General features: G+C 66.6%; 13 protein-coding genes. 6 read left to right on the top strand and 7 right to left on the bottom strand.

All coding sequences use genetic code 11. The features are described from left to right. The first annotated feature begins 11 nt into the window (after nucleotides 1-11). From folC to ACVOLJ_RS17040, 5 genes are all read left to right on the top strand, one after another. The gene (folC, locus tag ACVOLJ_RS17020) at nucleotides 12-1,283 is read left to right on the top strand and encodes a bifunctional tetrahydrofolate synthase/dihydrofolate synthase (protein WP_481564673.1); all 1,272 of its coding nucleotides are present in this window, start codon (nucleotides 12-14) and stop codon (nucleotides 1,281-1,283) included. An 81-nt stretch (nucleotides 1,284-1,364) separates the two neighbouring features. Then, nucleotides 1,365-2,408, top strand: coding sequence for an SPOR domain-containing protein (locus ACVOLJ_RS17025; RefSeq protein WP_481564674.1), 1,044 nt, complete (start codon nucleotides 1,365-1,367; stop codon nucleotides 2,406-2,408). A gap of 46 nt (nucleotides 2,409-2,454) precedes the next feature. After that, nucleotides 2,455-3,234, top strand: coding sequence for a CvpA family protein (locus tag ACVOLJ_RS17030; protein WP_475281311.1), 780 nt, complete (start codon nucleotides 2,455-2,457; stop codon nucleotides 3,232-3,234). A gap of 30 nt (nucleotides 3,235-3,264) precedes the next feature. Beyond that, nucleotides 3,265-4,731 (top strand): amidophosphoribosyltransferase, encoded by a 1,467-nt coding sequence (purF, locus tag ACVOLJ_RS17035; RefSeq protein ID WP_475281312.1) that lies wholly within the window; start codon nucleotides 3,265-3,267, stop codon nucleotides 4,729-4,731. An 8-nt stretch (nucleotides 4,732-4,739) separates the two neighbouring features. Beyond that, nucleotides 4,740-5,564, top strand: coding sequence for a ferritin-like domain-containing protein (locus tag ACVOLJ_RS17040; protein ID WP_475281313.1), 825 nt, complete (start codon nucleotides 4,740-4,742; stop codon nucleotides 5,562-5,564). 72 nt (nucleotides 5,565-5,636) lie between these two features. Here ACVOLJ_RS17040 and ACVOLJ_RS17045 read toward each other — a convergent pair whose 3' ends face one another. After that, nucleotides 5,637-7,109, bottom strand: coding sequence for a DUF2235 domain-containing protein (locus ACVOLJ_RS17045; RefSeq protein WP_481564675.1), 1,473 nt, complete (start codon nucleotides 7,107-7,109; stop codon nucleotides 5,637-5,639). A 219-nt stretch (nucleotides 7,110-7,328) separates the two neighbouring features. Here ACVOLJ_RS17045 and ACVOLJ_RS17050 point away from each other — a divergent pair, with 219 nt between their 5' ends. After that, the gene (locus ACVOLJ_RS17050; RefSeq protein ID WP_481564676.1) at nucleotides 7,329-8,582 is read left to right on the top strand and encodes a M12 family metallo-peptidase; all 1,254 of its coding nucleotides are present in this window, start codon (nucleotides 7,329-7,331) and stop codon (nucleotides 8,580-8,582) included. A 123-nt stretch (nucleotides 8,583-8,705) separates the two neighbouring features. Here ACVOLJ_RS17050 and lpxH read toward each other — a convergent pair whose 3' ends face one another. The 6 genes from lpxH to ppx all read right to left on the bottom strand — a co-directional run bounded on the left by lpxH (nucleotide 8,706) and on the right by ppx (nucleotide 19,434). Then, on the bottom strand, nucleotides 8,706-9,452 hold the full coding sequence (gene lpxH / locus ACVOLJ_RS17055; RefSeq protein ID WP_475281316.1) for a UDP-2,3-diacylglucosamine diphosphatase: 747 nt from the start codon (nucleotides 9,450-9,452) through the stop codon (nucleotides 8,706-8,708). Between the two features lie 102 nt (nucleotides 9,453-9,554). Continuing rightward, the gene (locus tag ACVOLJ_RS17060; protein ID WP_475281317.1) at nucleotides 9,555-10,094 is read right to left on the bottom strand and encodes a phosphatase PAP2 family protein; all 540 of its coding nucleotides are present in this window, start codon (nucleotides 10,092-10,094) and stop codon (nucleotides 9,555-9,557) included. Next, the gene (locus tag ACVOLJ_RS17065) at nucleotides 10,075-11,220 is read right to left on the bottom strand and encodes a glycosyltransferase family 4 protein (protein ID WP_481564677.1); all 1,146 of its coding nucleotides are present in this window, start codon (nucleotides 11,218-11,220) and stop codon (nucleotides 10,075-10,077) included. The genes ACVOLJ_RS17060 and ACVOLJ_RS17065 overlap by 20 nt, the downstream gene beginning before the upstream one ends. A 155-nt stretch (nucleotides 11,221-11,375) precedes the next feature. Next, nucleotides 11,376-14,300 carry a TonB-dependent receptor domain-containing protein gene (locus tag ACVOLJ_RS17070; RefSeq protein WP_481564678.1) on the bottom strand — a complete coding sequence of 975 codons (2,925 nt, stop codon included), beginning with the start codon at nucleotides 14,298-14,300 and terminating at the stop codon, nucleotides 11,376-11,378. A gap of 342 nt (nucleotides 14,301-14,642) precedes the next feature. Further along, nucleotides 14,643-17,579, bottom strand: a complete 2,937-nt coding sequence (locus ACVOLJ_RS17075; RefSeq protein ID WP_475281320.1) for a TonB-dependent receptor domain-containing protein — start codon at nucleotides 17,577-17,579, stop codon at nucleotides 14,643-14,645. Between the two features lie 328 nt (nucleotides 17,580-17,907). Then, entirely contained in the window at nucleotides 17,908-19,434 is a 1,527-nt protein-coding gene (gene ppx / locus ACVOLJ_RS17080; RefSeq protein WP_475281321.1) for an exopolyphosphatase, read from the bottom strand. Nucleotides 19,435-19,679 lie beyond the last annotated feature (245 nt).

Genomic DNA, 19,679 nt, shown 5'->3' on the forward strand with positions numbered 1-19,679 from the left:
GAAGCACTGCCGTGACGAACACCCCGACCACCCTGGCCGACTGGCTGGATTACATTGAACGCCAGCACCCTGCGACCATCGACATGGGCCTGGAGCGCGTGCGCACAGTGGCAACGGCGATGGGCCTGGGCGCCCCTGCCGGGCGCACCATCGTGGTCGGTGGTACCAACGGCAAGGGTTCCACCGTCGCCTTCATCGAGGCCATCGCGCGTGCCGCGGGCTGGAAGGTCGGCGCGTATACCTCGCCGCATCTGCTGCGCTACAACGAGCGGGTCCGCATCGATGGCCAGGACGTGGACGATGCAGCGCTGGTTGCCGCGTTCAATGCCGTGGAAGCGGCGCGTGGCGCGATCACGCTGACCTACTTCGAGTACGGGACGCTGGCGGCGCTGCAGCTGTTCGCCGATGCGGCGCTGGATCTGGCCGTGCTGGAAGTGGGCCTCGGTGGCCGCCTGGACGCGGTCAACATCGTCGACGCCGATGTATCGGTGATCACCACCGTGGACATCGATCACGCCGAATGGCTGGGCGATGACCGCGAAACCATCGGCACCGAAAAGGCCGGCATCATCCGCGGCTGGAAGCCGGTGATCCTGGGCGAGACCGATCCGCCCTCGAGCGTGCTCGCCCGCGCCTATCTGGTGGGGGCCAATGCGATCCGCGGCGGCAGCGATTACTTCTACGAGCCGATCGATGCCCAGCGCTGGCGCTGGCGCGACGTCGGCACCCGGCTGGAACTGCCGACGCCGGCGCTGGCCGGTCCGATCCAGCTGGCCAATGCCGGTGCCGCGATCGCTGCCCTGCGTGCGCTGGACAAGCCGGTCCCGCGCGCAGCGTGGGCCGAAGGCGTGGCTGCCGCCCGCATCGCCGGCCGCCTGCAGGCGTTCGAGCGCGCAGGCGTGCAGGTCCGCGTCGATGTCGGCCACAACCCGCAGGCCGCCGGCCAGCTGGCGCGCGCGCTGAAGGCCGAGGCGGCACCTGGGCGCACCCTGGCGGTGTACGCCGCGTTGCAGGACAAGGACGCAGTGGGCGTGGTGCAGGCCCTGCAGGATGTGGTGGGCGACTGGACCCTGGCGGGCCTGGACGGTCCGCGTGGACAGAGTGCAGCGCAGCTGCAGACGCGTCTGGCTGAAACCGCAGCGGCCGGTGCCACCCTGGCCGGCACGGTCGAACAGGCGCTGGCACAGGTGCTGGCGCGCGCAGAACGCGGCGACCGCGTGCTGGTGTTCGGTTCGTTCCATACCGCATCCGCTGCGCTGCAATGGTTGCAGGCCAACCCCTGACCGCCGTTCAGCCAGTACCGACGCCGTGCGGTCCCGCACCCGTATAATCGGACGCAACGTCCAGCCTGCCGCCTGCCCTACGTGGATACGCCCCTGAAACAGCGTCTGATTGGTGCCATCGTCCTGGTGGCTTTGGCCGTGATTTTCCTGCCGATGCTCGTCAAGGGCCCGGCCCCGGACAGCGGTGTGGCCAATGTGCCGATCGCCGCCCCCGATGCGCCGGCCGACGGCCAGTTCGAAACCCGTGAACTGCCGCTGGTCGCACCCGCCGGTGGCGCCACCGGCCTGCAGAGCGGGCAGGCCAGGCCGCTCGATGAAGCGGCCGCCCCGGCTGCGCCGCCAACGGTGGATACCTCGCCCGCGGTCGCTGCCGGCAACTACGCAGTGACCTTTGGTGCCTATGGCAGCCAGGCCGATGCCGATGCGGTGATTGCCTACCTCAAGCGCTCGCAGCTGCCCGGCTTCACCGAGACCGCGTCGATCAATGGACGTCCGGCCTGGCGCGTACGCGTCGGACCGTATGCCGACCGTGCGCAGGCCGAAGCGGCCCGGTTGCAGGCAGTGAAGATCCGCGCCGACGTGAAGGCCGAAGTGATCACCCTGGATGCGAAGCCGTCGGCCGCCGCGCCGGTGGCCAGTACGCCAGCCGCAACGGCGCCGAGCGCCAGCACCCCGGTTGCTGCACCGTCGCCTTCGGCAACCAGCAACCCGGTGCGCAGCGAAAGCCTGCCGCCGAGCACCCCGACCGCGGCCACGCCGACGGCTGCCAGGCCGGAGCCGCCCAAGCCGGTGGCCAAGCCGGAGCCGGCCAAGCCCGAACCGAAGCCTGATGCGACCGCAAGCAAGCCGGCCACCGCGCCGAGCACGCCGGCCGCCCCGGCCGCCAGTGGCGTGGGCTTTGCCGTGCAGCTGGGCGCGTTCGGCCAGGCCAATGATGCCAATGCCATGCGTGACAAGGTGCGTGCGGCTGGCTTCAGTGCCTTCGTCGAGCAGGTGCGTACCGAGAAGGGCACCCTGCACCGGGTGCGCGTCGGGCCGGTGGCAAACCGCGCCGACGCAGAACAATTGAAGGCGCAGGTCGCCGCCAAGGTCGGTGTGGCCGGCATGGTGCGACCGCACCCATGACCTGTACGCAGCCCCGTTGCCAGCGCTGCCGAAGGAGCGGGGCGCCATGATCGACGTGGTGCTGCTGATCGTGATCGCCGCCTCCACCCTGCTCGGGTTGCTGCGTGGCTTCGTCGGTATCGTCATCGGCACCGTATCGTGGCTGGTTGCCGCCTGGGCAGCGTTTGCCTTCGGCAACGACGCCGCACGCTGGTGGGCCGCGCCGGCTGCACCCGGTGGCGAGCACTTCATTGGCGGCTACCTCAGCGTTGGTATCGGCGTGATGATCGTGGTGGCGGTGATCGGCATGGTCATCAAGGCGATCGTCCATCGCAACATGCTGGGCAGCCTGGATCGCCTGCTGGGCGGCGTGCTGGGGGCGGTGCGCGGTGGACTGATCGCCGCCGTGCTGCTGCTGCTGGCCGGCTTCACCCCGCTCACCGCCGAACCGTCCTGGCGCGGCTCGGCGCTGCGCCCTGCGCTGAACCCGGTCGTTGCCTGGATGAACAGCAAGCTGCCGCACTGGCAGGTGCCGGGGGCGGATCTGCTGCCCAAGGCCTTGCCGATGGACACACTGTCCCCATCTGCCTTGATGGAACTGGGCAAGAGCGCCGGCGCCGGAGTGGGCAAGCCGGGTGCGGCAGGCGATAATGGCATTCTTGGCCAGGTGATGGCGGGCAGCGGATGGCTGCGGCCCGCGACGACGGAACAGGGCGAGGGACGTGATCCGGCTGAAGTGCGCCCGGACGCCTCTGCATTGCCGGGCAGCATCGAGCCGGACGATCCGGCCAATGTCGATCGCAGACGCGGCGACAACTCTGGCCAGGCACGGCCACCTTCCTTGTAACTGGGCACAGCCCAGCGGAGACCTCGCATCATGTGTGGCATCGTCGGAATCGTCGGCAACCAGAACGTCGCCGGGCAGTTGTATGACGGCTTGACCGTCCTCCAGCATCGCGGCCAGGACGCGGCGGGCATCGCCACCGTCAACGGCAGCCGGCTGCGGGTGCAGAAGGCCACGGGCCTGGTCCGCGACGTGTTCGATGCACGCACCATGTCCACCCTGGAAGGCAGCATCGGCATCGCCCATGTGCGCTACCCGACGGCCGGTTCGGAAGGCATGGACGAGGCGCAGCCGTTCTACGTCAACTCGCCCTACGGCATCGCGCTGGCGCACAACGGCAACCTGATCAACACCGAAGACCTGCGCCAGCAGGTGTTCGAGCAGGACCGCCGCAACGTCAACACCGATTCGGACAGCGAAGTGCTGTTGAACGTGTTCGCCTACGAACTGGAACAGCAGCGCCAGCTCAGCCCCGAAGCGGCCATCCGCGCGGTGGCCGGCGTGCACCGTCGTTGCAAGGGCGGCTATGCGGTGGTCAGCGTGGTGCTGGGCCTGGGCCTGGTTGCCTTCCGCGACCCGCACGGCATCCGCCCGCTGGTGCTGGGCAAGCGCAGCCACGCCGAAGGCGATGAGTACATCGTGGCTTCCGAATCGGCCGCGCTGGACGTGCTGGGCTTCCAGCGCGTGCGTGACGTGCAGCCGGGCGAAGCACTGGTGATCACCGCGCGCGGCGAGCTGTTCTCGGAAATCTGCGCCGAGCCGGCCGAGCACACGCCGTGCATCTTCGAGTACGTGTACTTCGCACGCCCGGATTCGATGATCGACAACGTCTCGGTGCACAAGGCGCGCATGCGCATGGGCATCAAGCTGGGCGAGAAGATCCTGCGCCTGCGCCCGGACCACGACATCGACACCATCATCCCGATCCCGGATACCTCGCGCGATGCAGCGCTGGAAATCTCCAATGTGCTCGGGGTGAAGTACCGCGAAGGCTTCATCAAGAACCGTTACATCGGCCGTACCTTCATCATGCCGGGGCAGGGTGAACGGGTGAAGTCGGTGCGTCGCAAGCTCAACCCGATCCACCTGGAATTCCGCAACCGCGTGGTGCTGCTGGTGGACGACTCGATCGTGCGCGGTACCACCAGCCAGCAGATCGTGCAGATGGCGCGCGATGCCGGTGCGCGCAAGGTGTACCTGGCCAGCGCCGCGCCGCCGGTGCGTTTCCCCAACATCTATGGCATCGACATGCCGGCGGCCGAAGAACTGGTCGCGCACAACCGCAGCGTGGAAGAGATCGAAGCCCACCTGGGCTGCGACTGGCTGGTCTACCAGGACATCGAGGACATGGAAGCGGCGGTGAGCGAAGGCAACCCGGCGCTGCGCAACTTCGATTCGTCGTGCTTCAACGGCCATTATCCGACCGGTATCGCAGCGGGCTATTTCGAGCGCATCCAGCAGTTGCGTTCGGACGACGCCAAGCACAAGCGCCGCGCCTGAGGCCCAGGGTGGTTGACGTGCCCGACGTCGGTGGCGACCTGCTGCGCGCTGCGCAGCAGTGCCTGGCCGAGGCCGACCCGCTACGCAAGGTCGCGCTGACCCAGGCCCATGCCGCGGCGTTCCGCGCTGGCCGGCTGAAAGTGCCGACCGATGCGCCGGCCGCCGACCCGATCTGCATGCCGGGCCGGCCGTCGCGGCTGCAGATGGTGCATCCGCGGGAAGTACCCCGGCGCGGACTGGGCGGGGTGGAAGGCCGCGCCGCCTTCATCCATGCCATCGCCCACATCGAGCTCAACGCGATCGACCTGGCCTGGGACGCGGTGTACCGCTTCCGTGGGCTGCCGGGTGCGTTCCATGCCGACTGGGTGAGCTGCGCCGACGACGAGTCGCGGCACTTCATGCTGCTGCGCGAGCGGCTGCTGGCGCACGGCCATGAGTACGCTGATTTCCCCGCGCACAACGGCCTGTGGGAAATGTGCGAGAAGACCGCGCACGATGGCCTGGCGCGCATGGCGCTGGTGCCGCGGGTGCTGGAAGCGCGCGGGTTGGATGTGACCCCGGGCATGATCGACAAACTGCGTAACGTCGGTGATGGCGAGACGGCCGACGTGCTGGAGGTGATCCTGCGTGAGGAAGTGGCGCACGTCGCCGCAGGTTCGCGCTGGTTCCGCTGGTACTGCGAACGCGCCGGTGTTGAACCGCGCGCGCGCTTCAAGGAATTGCTGGTCGAGTACGCGGGCGGCTATCTGTATGGCCCCTTCAATCTGGAAGCGCGGCTGTTGGCGGGTTTCGACAGCGATGAGCTGGCCAACCTGGTCGAACAGGCCGGTTGACCCGGCGCAGTGCCATCCACGCATGGCGTGGATCTACCGGTAGATGCCAACCTTGGTTGGCGGAAATGCAACTCACCCGTTTGGCAGCACCACGCGCCTGCCATCCACGGTCGGCCGGTTGATGTAGAACAAGCCGGGGCCCGGTCGGTACGGCAGCTCGCTGACGCCGGCATCGGCGGCATAGGTCAGCGCGGTGTCGCCGAGTGCATCGAAATTCCAGTGCGCGGACTGCATCAGGTAGCGGCGACGCAGCAGGGCTTCCTGGGTGGGAGTCAGTGGCTGGCCGGCAATCAGCCGGCGCGCGATCGGCTGCAGTGCGGCGGGCAGTTCCCAGCCGGGTACCGTCGATGCATCGGCACGCCACTGCACGCCGGATTCGATCGCGCGTTGCTGCATCACCTGCAGCGCGATCAACTGGTAGCGCCAGTCAATGCGCCGCCGCAACACCACTGCCGCCGTGACATACAGCATGGGCGACAGCAGCACGCTGCGGCTGCCTGCCCGTCGCTGTTGCTGCCACTGATGCCAGACATCGACCCACACTTCCTTCTCGTTCACGCCCAGCTGCTGCCGCCAGCGCTCGGCATCGGCCTGTGCTTCGGCGTAGGCGGTGGTCGCCTGCAACTGCTCCAGCGGTGGTGTCTGGTAGTCCTGCACAGCAGGCCGACGCAGCAGTTGCCGACGCGGGCGACTGAGCAGCTTGGGGCCTTCCTCGGTCTGGTCGTAACCGCCGCCGATGTTGGCATGCACACCGGGCAGCGCGATCTCGGCATGTGCCGGGGCCACCGTGGTCAACGGATAGTGCTGGCGGTGTTCGTCACGCGCGCTCAGCTGCAGCACGCTGCCGGCGATGCCCGCAGGCAGGGCGATGCGCGGTTGCTCATCGGCACGGCGTCCATTCACGGCCACCACCGTGTCGAACACGCCGATGAAGCGCAGCAGGGGGCGCACCGGCGCGAAGTCGGTGGCGCAGGAAAGCCCCGCCTGCGACAGCAGCAACCGCCAGTGTGCGGTATCCCAACCCTGCAACTGGTTGGCCACATCACGCGCGGCCGCCGCGCCGCGGGAAAAACCGAACAGATCCAGCTGGACGCCGTGCAGCGGCGAATGCCAGTTGGCCGCCAGCCGGGCCAGCGCCACCGGCAGCAGCTCATGCAGTGCGCGCTGGACCTTGGCGCGCACGCCGCTGGCACCCGTGCCGAAGGCCAGGCCGAGCAGATCGTCTTCGGCATCATCACGGGTGCCGACACCTTCCACATAGATCGCCAGCGACGGCGCTTCACCCGCTGCATCGCGGCTGTCCGGATACAGCTGATGCAGCCGGGCGATGTTGGTCATGCCGTTGTCGTAGCTGCTGGTCAAGCGGCTCTGGTAGGTCGAATCATCATCGGCGCGCAGCAGGGCAGGGCGCGGCCGCGGTGACTGCGGTCGCCCACGCGCCAGGTTGTGCGCATTGTTGCGGGTGCCATCGAAGAACAGGCCGATCCGCAGCAGGCCGCGATCGGGGCTGTCGGTGCGGTGCTGCTGTCCTGGCGGCATGTGCATCCCCTGTCGTGGCTGCGTCACGGTAGCGCGAAAGCCGTGTGTTGAAAAAGTGCATGGATGCTTTTGACCTCGCTGAACCTGGATGCGCTGGATCACAGATCGCGCGTCTGCTCGTCAAGAGCTATTGAATTCACATGCCCGGCGCAGGCCAGATGGCCGAACCCGGCACCCGGGTCGTGCTGCATCAACGCTGTTCACTTCACTCCAAGGAGCGCCAAGATGATGTCCAGATCGATAGGCAACGTGGCAGGTGGTGTGCTGTTGGGACTTTCGGTGGCAGCGGCAGCCAGTGCGGCGCCGTTGTTCGAACCGGTTACCGTGCTCAGTCGTGCATCGGCGGCCAGCGAACCGGCATTGGGACGATTGTTGGCCACCCCGTCCACCGGCGCCGTACAGGAAGTGCGTGTCGATGCGGCGGCCACCGCGCAGAAGCAACTGGAATTCGAACTGCTTGGGCAGAAGGTGCAGGCCGTTCGCAGCAAGCTCGAATCACTGCCTGACGGCGGCAGCGTCTGGTACGGCCAGCTGCGTTCGCCATCCGACCGGCTGCAGGCGGCAACCTCCAATGGCCAGGACGATCCGGGCAATTCGCTGATCCTGGTGCGCTCGGGCGATACCCTCACCGGTTCGATCCGCAAGGACGGCAAGCTGTACCGGCTGCGCCCGCTGGGCAATCGCCACGTGCTGGTGGAAGTGGACGAATCGCGCATGCCAGCCGATCATCCGGCCGACTACAACCAGCTGCCGAAGATCGCCATGCCGGCCAATGATCGCCTTGGCGCTGCCCAGGCCTCGTCGGGCAGCCCGGCCACCATCCGCGTGCTGGTAGTGGCCACCAACTCCGCCGTGACTGCCTATGGCGGCAACATGCAGTCACTGGTGCAGCTGGCAGTGGCTGAATCCAACCAGGGTTACACCAACAGCAACGTGGGCCTGACGCTGCAGCTGGCAGGCTATGAAACCACCAGCTATACCGAGTCGGGCAACTTCACCACCGACCTGTCGCGCTTCCGCGGTACCAGCGACGGCTACATGGACAGCATCCATACCAGCCGCAACAACACTGCTGCCGATGTGGGCGTGCTGCTGATCAACAACACCAGCTACTGCGGCCTGGCATCGGGCATCGGCTCCACCGCATCGACCGCGTTCGCGGCGGTTTACTGGGATTGCGCGACCGGCTACTACTCGTTCGCGCATGAGATCGGCCACCTGCAGAGCGCACGGCACGATATCGCCAGTGATCCGAGCACGTCGCCGTATGCCTACGGCCATGGCTACCGCTATGAGCCGGCCAGCGGTTCGCGTTGGCGCACCATCATGGCCTACGACTGCTCGGCCGGTTGCCCGCGGTTGAACTACTGGTCCAATCCGAACATCAGCTACAACGGCGTGCCGATGGGCATCGCCAGCAGTGCCGACAACCAGCGCGTGCTGGTCAATACCAAGGCCACCATCGCGGCCTTCCGCTAAGGGCCAGGCGCCGACCAGGGTCGGCTTCTACCGGGTTGCATCAACCTGTTCTGGTAGAGGCCAACCTTGGTTGGCACACGCGGAAACCAAGCGCCGACCGGTCGCCGGTTGCGGTCCGCGCGCTCAGGCGCGCGCGAGCGTGTCCAGGGTCCAGCCGCTGGCATCCACCCGCAGTACCGAACCCTGTTCGTACCAGTCGCCCAGCACGATGCGGGTGCAGCTGCGGCCACCGGCCTGCAGCGTGTGGATCGCCGGGCGATGGGTGTGGCCGTGGATCATCGTGTCCACGCCGTGGCGTGCAAAGGTTGCCTCGACTTCGGTGGCTGCCACATCGGTGACCGTTTCGAACTGGGCGCGGTCGCCCTGCTTCATTTCCGACTGGCGTGCCTGGCTGGCTTCACGGGCCTTCTGTGCAAAGGCGATGCGCGCGGCCAGCGGCTGCGACAGGAACTGCGCCTGGAACACCGGATCGCGGGTCTGCGCACGGAACTGCTGGTAGGGGATGTCATCGGTGCACAGCAGGTCGCCATGCTGCAGCAGCACCGCGCGGCCATACAGGTCGATCATGCAGGGATCGGGCAGGATGCGCAGGCCCGCACGGCGGGCGTAGTCCTCGCCGAGCAGGAAATCGCGGTTGCCACGGATGAAATACACCGGCACGCCGCTGCTGGACAGCACCTTCAGTGCATCGGCCACGGCATCGGCAGCGGGTGAGGGCGTGTCGTCGCCGATCCAGGCTTCGAACAGGTCGCCCAGGATGTACAGCGCGTCAGCGCCGGGCGCGTCCTCGCGCAGGAAGCGCAGGAACAGGTCGGTGATGGCCGGACGGCTGGGGTCCAGGTGCAGATCGGAGATGAACAGCGTGGTCATGGCGATATTCTAGGCCATCGTCCGGCCGGGGATACCGCTGCGCTCGCCGGGCGTAACGCCGCGCTGCCCGGTAGCGCCGGGCCATGCCCGGCCGAAAGCACGTCACACCGGCAGTGGCAGCCAGGCCAGGCTGGCCGAAGCCAGCAGCGCGGCAATGCCGGTGGCAGCCAGCACATCGCTGGGGTAATGCAGCCCCAGCACCACCCGCGACAGCCCAACGCCCACGGTGAACGGCACCAGCAGCGGTGCCAGCCATGGGTAGTAGGCCAGCGCCACGATGGTGAAGGACACCGCGTGCAGGGTATGCCCGGACGGAAAACTGAATTCATCCAGCGGCGCCACCCAGGCGCGGATGCGCAGGTCGGCCGCATACGGTCGCGGTCGTCGGGTCCAGTGCTTCAGACTCTTGTACAGCAGCAGCGCGGCCAGCCCGGTAGCCGCCATGTGCACCGACGCGCGCAGGCCGTCGAAGCCGTCGATGAGCACCAGTGCGCCCATCAGTACGTACCAGAACACGCCATCGCCGAGCCGGCTGATGATCGAGAATGCGCGTCGCACGCGGCGGCGCCGGCAATAGTGGTTTGCCCGGCGGCACAGTCGCGCTTCGCGGCCGGCCAGCAGTTCAAGCGGCGTGGTGCGCATGGCTGCTCCTGCGCGAAGTCGCCAGCTCGGCCAGCAGGCTTTCAAACTCCGCCACCACCTGCTGCGGGTGCAGGCGCTTCATCGCGCGCGCCGCGTTGCCGCCGAGCTCACGGCGCAGGGCATCATCGGATGCCAGCTGCACGGCAGCCTCGACGAACTGTTCGTCGTCCTCCACGGCAGCGCCATTCTCGCCGTTGCGCAGATACTCGCGGGCGGCACCATAATTGAAGGCCACCGTGGCCAGGCCACTGGCCATGCTTTCCAGGGTCACGTTGCCGAAGGTCTCGCTGCGGCTGGCGAACAGGAACAGGTCGCCGCTGGCGAAGTGCCGCGCAAGGGCGTCGCCGCGCTGGATGCCACAGAAGATGAAGTCGGGATTTTCATGGGCCAGTTTTTCGCGGGCCGGGCCATCGCCGACCCAGATGAAGCGCGCCTTCGGGCGCACCTGCTGCAGTTTGCGGAAGGCTTTCACCGCCAGTCCGAGGTTTTTCTCGGCGGCGATGCGGCCGACGTAGATTGCCGCCAGTCCGTTGCCATCGATGCCCCATTCCTCACGTAGCGCGGGGTCGCGCCGCGTGGGGTCGAACTGCTGGCTGTCGACCGCGCGCGCGAGCAGGCGTACGCGTTCAAAGCCCTGGTCGGTCAGGAACTGCTGCAGCTCACGGGTGGGTACAAGGGTCGCGTCAGCCTGGTTGTGGAAGCGCCGCATCCAGCGCATCGCTGCCGACTGCAGCCAGGCCACGCCGTAGTCGGGCAGGTATTCGTCGAAGCGGGTGTGGAAGCCGGTCGCAACCGGAATGCCGAGGCGACGCGCGGTACGCAGTGCCGACCAGCCGAGCGGACCTTCGGTGGCGATGTAGATGGCATCGGGGCGCTGCTGCCGCCAGTGCCTGCCGAGCCGGATCGGTGCCGGCAGGCCGAAGCGCAGGCCGGGGTAGCGTGGCAGCGCGGCGCCCGGCACCAGCAGGGTGCCCGGCAGCGCGTCCAGCGCTTCGCTGCTCTGGCGCGGGCGGACCAGGTCCACCTCGTGGCCGGCGGCTCGCAATCCCTGCTCCAGTCCCTGCACGGTCAGTGCGACGCCGTTGACCTCCGGCGGGTAGGTTTCGGTGACGATGGCATAGCGCATGGCGGGCCTCCGGTTTTACGGCATGCTCGTCCCTGGCGATGTAGCGGACATGACCGCTTTGCGACAGCCCGATGACGGTGATTCCGGGCGGAGAACCATCGCAAGGACCACGGCCCCGCAGGGCCATGGTCATGTTGCGGATGCGGCGCGTTGGATCAGAAGCGCTGCTGGTACTTCATGTAGATGAAACGACCGATGTCGAAGCCGCCGTAGTACGAGAAGTTGGAACTGGGCTGGCTGTACATGATCGGACCCAGGCGGCCGAACACGTTGTTGGCGCCAAGCGAAACCGTCGCATCCCACGGCAGGGAATAACGGGCCTGCACGTCGTGGAAGGTGACCGAGCCGCGCTGGTTGTAGTCGCGGCTGCCGCTGAACCACGGGGCCTGCTGGCCCGGGTGCGAGCATTCGTCCGGACGCTCGCGCGCATTGATGCACTGCTCCTTCACCGAGGAGAAATAGCGCATGCCCCAGTTGACGCCGAAGTTGCCCAGCTCCCAGTCCAGGGTCAGGTTGGAACGGGTACGGAAGCCGATGCCACCATTGGTGGCAATACCGTTGCTGGGAATCGGCGGTACGTCCGCTTCGTTGGTGCTGCGCTGCACCGCCGATACCACGTAGGTCGTCTTCCAGTCCGCGCGCAGCTTGCCCCAGCGGGTATCGATGTGATGGCTCAGTTCCAGGTCGTAACCCTGCGCTTCACGGAAGCCGCTGTTGCGGCTGCCGTAGGTGAGTGAATCGACGATGCCCAGTTCGGGGTCGCGGGTGAAGCCGCTGCAGCGCTCGACGATGCCAAGCTCATAGCAGTCACGCAGGATGTCGTTGGGATGATCGGCGACGATGGTGTTGTCGATGCGGATCTTCCACCAGTCCAGTGCGATGTTCAGGTTGGGCGCGAACTGCGGGCTCCATACCACGCCGAGCGTGCGGCTGGTCGAGGTCTCCGGTTGCAGGTCCGGATTGGAGCCGTTGGTGAACGGTACCGGCGTCTGCCCGCTGCTGCTGGTGATCGGTTCATTGCCCTGCTGCAGCTGGCGGTAGCTGTCGGCGTTGGCGATGTCGGCCGCACAGCGGGCGCGCACTTCGGGGCTGGTGGCCGAGGCGCCGTAGACGGTATCGCAGGGGTCACGGTAGCCGGTGGTGAAGGTCTGCGAACCGCCGCCATACAGGTTGGAGATGGTCGGCGCGCGGAAGCCCTGTGCCCATGTCCCGCGCAGCAGCAACTGGTCGATCGGCTTCCAGGTGAAGCCGAACTTGCTGTTGAGGGTGCCACCGAAGGTGCTGTAGTCGGAATAGCGGCTGGCCGCGCTCAACGCAAGCTCCTGAGCGCCGGGCACGCCGGAAAGGATCGGCACGCTCAGCTCCAGGTAGGCCTCGTCAACGCGATAGCTGCCACCGGTCGGGCCAGCGGCCAGGTTGGTGGTGGCACCGGTCTGCGCCAGCGGATCAGGAATGAAGCGACCGTCCTCGCGACGGCTCTCGGCGCCGAAGGCAAAACCCAGTTCACCGGCGGGCAGCGTGGCCAGGCTGCCACTGATGTTGGCGAACAGGTTGCGGCTGGTGGTGCGGCCACGGCTGGTTTCAACCGGGAACAGCCAGTCGGTCAGTTCCTGGTTGCCGGTCAGCCCGTAAGGGTCCAGCTGGCCTGCGGGCACCAGCGGATTCCACGGCATGCAGCCGGCGATCGGCGCTTCCGGCGTGCCGCATTCCACGCGGCCTGTGGCCGGGTTGTAGAACGACGGGCCGGTGGCATCGGCCACGCGCTGCTTGTGCAGGTTGCCGGTCGCGCGCTGCAGCAGTTCGCTGCGGTTGTACTGGTAGCCCGCTTCCCAGTCGAAATCACGTGAACCGAACTGGAAATTGCCTTCCAGCGCAGCAACGCCCTGCCAGGTGGTCAGCGCGCTGGTGGACACGCGCGGCACCTCCCAGGTGCGCCGGTTCCAGTGCACATCCGACGGGGTGTCGTAGCCATGGTGGTTGCCGAACGGATTGAACCAGCTGTCGGCCGACATCGGCGTGATGCCGGCACCCCGCGACTGGAACGGATAGCCGGCAATCTGTCGGGTCGCGGTGCGCTTGCTGTATGCCAGCTGGGTGCTGAAGCGCAGGTTGTCGCTGAGTTCGGCACGTGCGTCAACGAAGATCGAGTCGCGCTTCAGCGGGGTCTGCAGGTGCATCTGCTCGTTGCTGTTGCTGACGTCACCGGTGAACGGCGTGTTGTCGCTGCGGTGGAAGCTCTCCGGGCCGCCGGGATTGCTGCCGCGGTCCAGCGAATAGTCGCAGCCGCGGGCACTGTTGCAGCCCGGCCCGTTGAAGCCGACGATGCGTCCCCACTGGCCGACCGAGGTCCAGCCGTCATCAGGATGCCGATCGGTATTGGTGAAGGCGCTGAAACCGCGATCACGTGCCCAGACGCCTTTTTCCTCGACGTGTTCGGCGGCCACGCTGATCGAGGCGCGGTCGTTGGACCAGCCGGCCACGACGTCGAACTGCGTGCGTGCACCATCGCCTTCGCTGAACTGGCCGTTGTAGACGCTGGCAGTGACACCCTGCACGTTGCGGCGGGTGATGATGTTGATGACGCCGGCCATTGCATCGGAACCATAGATGGCCGAGGCGCCGTCCTTCAGTACTTCAATGCGTTCGATTGCCGCTGCGGGCAGGCTGGCGACATCCTGCAGGCCGCCGGTGGTCATGGCCAGTCGCTTGCCGTTCACCAGCACCAGTGTGCGCTGCTCGCCCAGTCCGCGCATGTCCACATAGCTGCCACCAGCGGCTTCGCCGGAGCTCAGCGGGCTGGAGCGGCTCAATGCCGGGCTGCCGACAGCGGTCAGGTTCTGCAGGATGTCGGCCACGGAGTTGAAGCCCTGCCGGTCGATGTCGGTACGGCTGATGGTCAGCACCGGCTGTGCGGTTTCCAGATCGACCTGGCGGATGCGTGAGCCGGTGATCTCGATGCGGTCCAGCGTGGTGGCCGCAGGCGCTTCCTGCGCGAATGCCGGTGCGGCCAGGGCGGTGCCGGCGGCCATCACCAGGGCACGGCTGATGGCCTGCCCAAGTACGGATGTATGCAATGTCATGAAAGGTCTCTCTCGCTTCGGAAGATTCAACGCGCTGGCAATCCATGCGGCCGCGCAATACCGGCGGACAACGCCCGCGGTGCATCGAACCTAGTAAGCGGAAGGTGAGAGAGGTAAGGGGCGATTCCGATGCAGGGTTGAAGGATGCTGACGCGTTTGCCCGAATCCACCGCCCATCAGTGCTTTGCACGGAGTGCACCGCAGCAGGCCGAACACGATGGCGCGCGGCGGCGCCTGCCCTGCGACGCTGCCATCTACGCTGGATACGACATCCTGCGCACGACATACAAAAAACCACGGCCCCGAAGGGCCGTGGTCAGGTTGGTGCGGCAACGCGATGGATCAGAAGCTCTGCTTGTACTGCATGTACACGAAACGACCGATATCGAAGCTGCCCGAGTACGAGTACACCGAGTTCGGCTTGGTGTACATCACCGGGCCAAGACGGTTGAACACGTTGTTGGCGCCGACCGAAACGGTGGCGTTCCACGGCAGCTTGTAACGCACCTGCACGTCGTTGAAGGTGACCGAACCGCGTTCGTTGTAGTTGCGCGCGCCCTTGTACCAGGGAGCGTACACGCCCGGGTCGGAGCACTCGTCCGGATGGTTCGGCAGGCTCAGGCACTGTTCCTTGACGCCGGAGTAGTAACGCGCGGTCCAGCTGACGCCAAAGTTCTCGAAGTCCCAACCGATGGTGGCGTTGGAACGCACGCGGAAGCCGATGCCGGTGTTGACCGCGATGCCGTTGGTGGTGGTCGGCACGGTGGCAACGTCATTGGACGAACGGTAGATGTTCGAGCTGACGTAGGTGGTCGACCACGAGGTGCTCAGCTTGCCGTAGTCGGTATCCAGACGGTAGCTGACATCCATGTCGTAGCCTTCGGTCTCGGCGAAGCCCGCATTGCGGTTGCCGAACTTCAGGCCGGTGACGATGCCGGTGACCGGATCACGCGAGAAGCGTGCGCAACGCGATTCGATGTTCTGCTCGTAGCAGTCGATCAGGATCTGGTTCGAGCTGTCGGAGACGATCGTGTTGTCGATGCGGATCTTCCACCAGTCCAGCGACACGTTGAAGTTGCTGATGAAGGTGGGGCTCCACACCACGCCCAGCGTGCGGCTGGTCGAGGTTTCCGGCAGCAGGTCCGGGTTGGAGCCGGAGGTGAACGCCACCGGGCTGGCCGCGCTCGAACCGCTGGTCGGCTTGTTGGTGCTGTCCAGCTGGCGGAACGCGCCGACGTTGGCGATGTCCTGGGCGCAACGTGCACGCACCGCAGCGTTGGACTTGGCCGAGCCGTACACGCTGTCGCAGGGATCGCTGAAGGTCGGGAAGGTTTCCGAGCCGCCGCCGTACAGATCGTTGATGGTCGGCGAGCGGAAGCCCTGGGCCCAGGTACCACGCACCAGCAGCTGGTCGATCGGCTTCCACTTGAAGCCGAACTTGCTGTTGAGGGTGTCGCCGAAGGTGTTGTAGTCGGAGTAGCGGGTAGCTGCATTGAAGCTCAGCTCACGCGCGCCCGGCAGGTCGGCCAGCACCGGCACGTTCAACTCCAGGTAGGCTTCCTTCACCTTGTACGAGCCACCGGTCGGGCCAGCGGCCAGGTTGGTGGTCGCGCCGGTCTGAGCCAGGGCATCGGGAGTGAACTTGCCGTTTTCTTCGCGGTTTTCCAGGCCGAACGCGAAGCCCAGGTCGCCCGCCGGCAGGGTGAACAGGCTGCCGCTCAGGTTGGCGAACCAGTTCTTGGTGGTGGTTTCACCGGTGGCGTTCTCGGCGGGGAACAGCCAGTCCTGCAGCGCCTGGTTGCCGTCCAGGCCGTACGGGTTCTGCACGCCGTAGGGAACCAGCGGATTCCAGACCATGCAGTTGGCCTTCGGCGCAGCGGCGCTGCCGCACTCGACCTTGCCGGTGGCATTGTTGAGGTAGGACGGGCCCACCGCATCGATGACGCGCTGCTTGTGCAGGTTGCCGGTGGTGTGCTGGGTCAGTTCGTTCTTGCTGTACTGGTAGCCCACTTCCCAGTCGAAGTAGCGCTCACCCAAGTCGAAGGAGCCTTCGAATGCGGCGACGGCGCGGTAGGTCTTCAGCTCGCTGGTGCTTTCGCGCGGCATCTCCCAGGTACGGCGGTTCCAGGCCACCGAGGTCGGCGTGGCATAGCCGTTCTTGTTGCCGAACGGGTTGAAGTAGCTGTCCACGGACATGTTGCCCGCTGCACCGGTCGCGCCCAGCGTGCTGGACGACAGCGGGTAGCCGGCAGTGACACGGGTGGAGGAGCGCTTGTTGTAGCCCAGCTCGGTCTTGAAGCGGACGTTGTCGGTGATGTCGGCCTGGCCGGAGAAGAACACCGAGTCACGCTTGATCGGATAGCTCAGGTGCATCTGATCGTTGGTGTTGCTGGTGTCACCGGTGAAGGCGGCCGGGTCGGTCAGGTGGTAGTTGCCCGGCTTGGTCGGGTCGGCACCACGGTTGAGCGAGTAGCCACAGCCGGCTGCAACGGTGCAGCCCGGGCCGCGCAGGCCGGTGAACTGGCCCCACTGGCTGGTGGTGGTCCAGCCTTCGGTCGGGTGGCGATCGGTGTTGCTGTACTTGCTGAAGCCGCGGTCGCGCGCCCACACGGCCTTTTCTTCGGAGTGCTCCAGCGCCAGGGTGGCCGAGAGGCGGTCGTTGGACCAGCCGGCAACCACGTCGAAGCGGTCACGGGCGCCATCACCCTCGCTGTACTGGCCGTGGTAGACGTTGGCGGTCACACCGCTGACATTGGTGCGGGTGATGATGTTGACCACGCCGGCCATCGCATCCGAACCATAGATGGCCGAAGCGCCGTCCTTCAGGATCTCCACGCGCTCGATCGCAGACACCGGCAGCACCGACAGGTCCTGGTAGCCGGAGGTGCTGATGCCCAGGCGCTTGCCGTTGACCAGCACCAGCGTGCGCTGGGTGCCCAGGCCGCGCATGTCGACATAGGTACCACCTGCATTCTCACCGGCGGTCAGCACGTTGGCGCGGCTGATGGTCGGGGTGCCCATCGCGGTCACGTTCTGCAGGATGTCCGACACCGAGCTGAAGCCCTGGCGTTCGATGTCCAGACGGCTCATTGCCAGCACCGGCTGCGAGGTCTCGACATCCACCTGGCGGATGCGCGAACCGGTGATCTCGATGCGGTCCAGGTTGGTCGGCGAAGCGGCGCTGCCGCTCTGCGCGAAGGCCGGCAGCGCGGCCAGCGTCGCGGTGGTTGCCAGGGCGTAGCGGATGGCCTGGCCCAGTGCGGTGGTGCGTGAAGTCATGACGAGCTCTCTCTCTCGGGTCGTGCAAAGGACGCCAAAATGGGCGTCGAAGGAATCGGCGGCGGCGTGACCGAGCCGATGACCCGATAGTAGTCTCGTTGGTTAATGCTCTGTAAAGAGCGCGTGTCGATTTGTATCGTCTCGCATCACGCCTCTTCACGAAATGCGAACAAAAGCATGGGTTTACGACACGGTGTATCGGTACGAACCAAGGCGGCCTGCTGCGTTGCAGCAGGTAAAAGGGGCCTCGTTGCGCAAAGTGTGACCAATTGTGACGGGACTCACCTATATGGCGAGCGCCCGCAGGCGTCCTGCAGGACGCGGGTGTTCAGACCACGAAGGGGCGGAACTGGATGCCCAGTCCGGCGATGCCTTCGGTCTCGCCGATCAGGTCGGCACGCAGCAGCGGACGCGCATCGATGAAGGCCTGCGGGACGATCAGCGACAGGCGGCTGTCGTCGGCGGTCAGCTCCAGCGCCGGCAGGGGGGCGTCTTCGTGCGCCCGGTTGAGCAGTACCGCCAGGCGCAGCAGCGCGACCAGGCGCCGCACGGTCAGCAGCAGGCGCTCGGGAATCGCATCGAAGGCGCTCTTGCTGATGCCGCGACGGTGATTGCGCACCAAGGTCGCCAGCATCTGCTGCTCCTGCCGTGAGAAGCCGGCAATGTCCGAATTCTCCAGCACGTAGCTGCCGTGCACGTGGTAGCCGCTGTGGGCAATCATCAACCCCAGCTCGTGCAGGCGTGCAGCCCAGCCCAGCATGCGGGCGTCATCGGCATCGAGCTTCCAGTGCTCCTGCACCTGCTCCAGCAGCGACAGCGCGGTGTCCTGCACGCGGCCGGCCTGCACCGTATCGATGCCATAGCGCTGGGTAAGGGCGGCCACCGATTCGTCGCGCGGGTCGTTGTCGCCGGCGCGGCCAAGGATGTCGTAGAGGATGCCTTCGCGCATCGCCGCCTTGCTCACCAGCAGCTTCTGCAGGCCCAGCGCCTGGAACGCGGCCTCCAGCACCAGGATGCCGCCGGCGATGATCGGGCGGCGGTCGCTGGACAGCCCCGGCAGCTGGATGTCGTCGATCTTCCTGGCCTTCAGCAGTTCGTCGCGCAGCTGGGGCAGGGCTTCTGCGGTAATCGCGCCCTTGCTCAGCTTCATCGTGGCGCAGATTTCGCTGATCGCCTTGTGCGTGCCGGACGACCCCAGCGCCTCCTGCCAGCCCAGCGCGCGGTACTTGCTGGCGAACGGCTGGAACTCACGCCCGATCTCGGCCAGCGCATCCTTCCAGCGCTTCTTGCTGAGCTTGCCGCCGGGGAAGAAGCGACGGGTGCTGGCAATACAGCCGGCCTGCAGGCTTTCGCGCTCCAGGGTCTGCATGCCCTTGCCGATGATGAACTCGGTCGAGCCGCCGCCGATGTCGATCACCAGCCGATGCTGGTCGGGCTTGGGCGGCTGCGCGTGGGCCACGCCCAGGTAGATCAGGCGCGCCTCTTCGCGGCCGCTGACCACTTCGATGGCGTGCCCCAGTGCGGTTTCGGCCGGCATCAGGAAGGCCTGCGGTGAACGCAGCTGGCGCACCGTATTGGTGGCCAGGGCGCGCACGCGATGCGACGGTACATTGCGGATGCGCTGGCCGAAGCGGGCCAGGCATTCCAGCGCGCGCTGCCGCGCTGCCGCGGAAAGTCCGCCCTTGCCGTCCAGGCCATCGGCCATGCGCACGGTTTCGCGCAGGCGGTCGATCACCCGCAGCTGGCCAAGCGTGTAACGCGCGATGACCATGTGGAAACTATTGGAGCCAAGGTCGATGGCGGCCAGCAGGTCGCCATCCTGCAATGCGGGCGGAGTCGTGGTGGTATGCGGCATGGGCGAATGTTAGCCGAAGGGTGGGGCGCGGCGTCACCGCGCGGCCTTCACATTTTGGAGGGGGAGTGCGGCAGGGCTGCGCCCTGCACCTACCGAATCAACGGCAACGGCAACGGCAATAGCAACAGCGGGCTATCCGTGGGATGGCGGGGTGGGTCCGGTTGCGGGGGACGGCGCAAGTACGTCCTTGTAGCCTCGGTCGCGCCATCCATGGCGCTCACGCCCCCGCAACCGGACCCACCCCG

The sequence above is a fragment of the Stenotrophomonas sp. STEN046 genome (assembly GCF_056759755.1).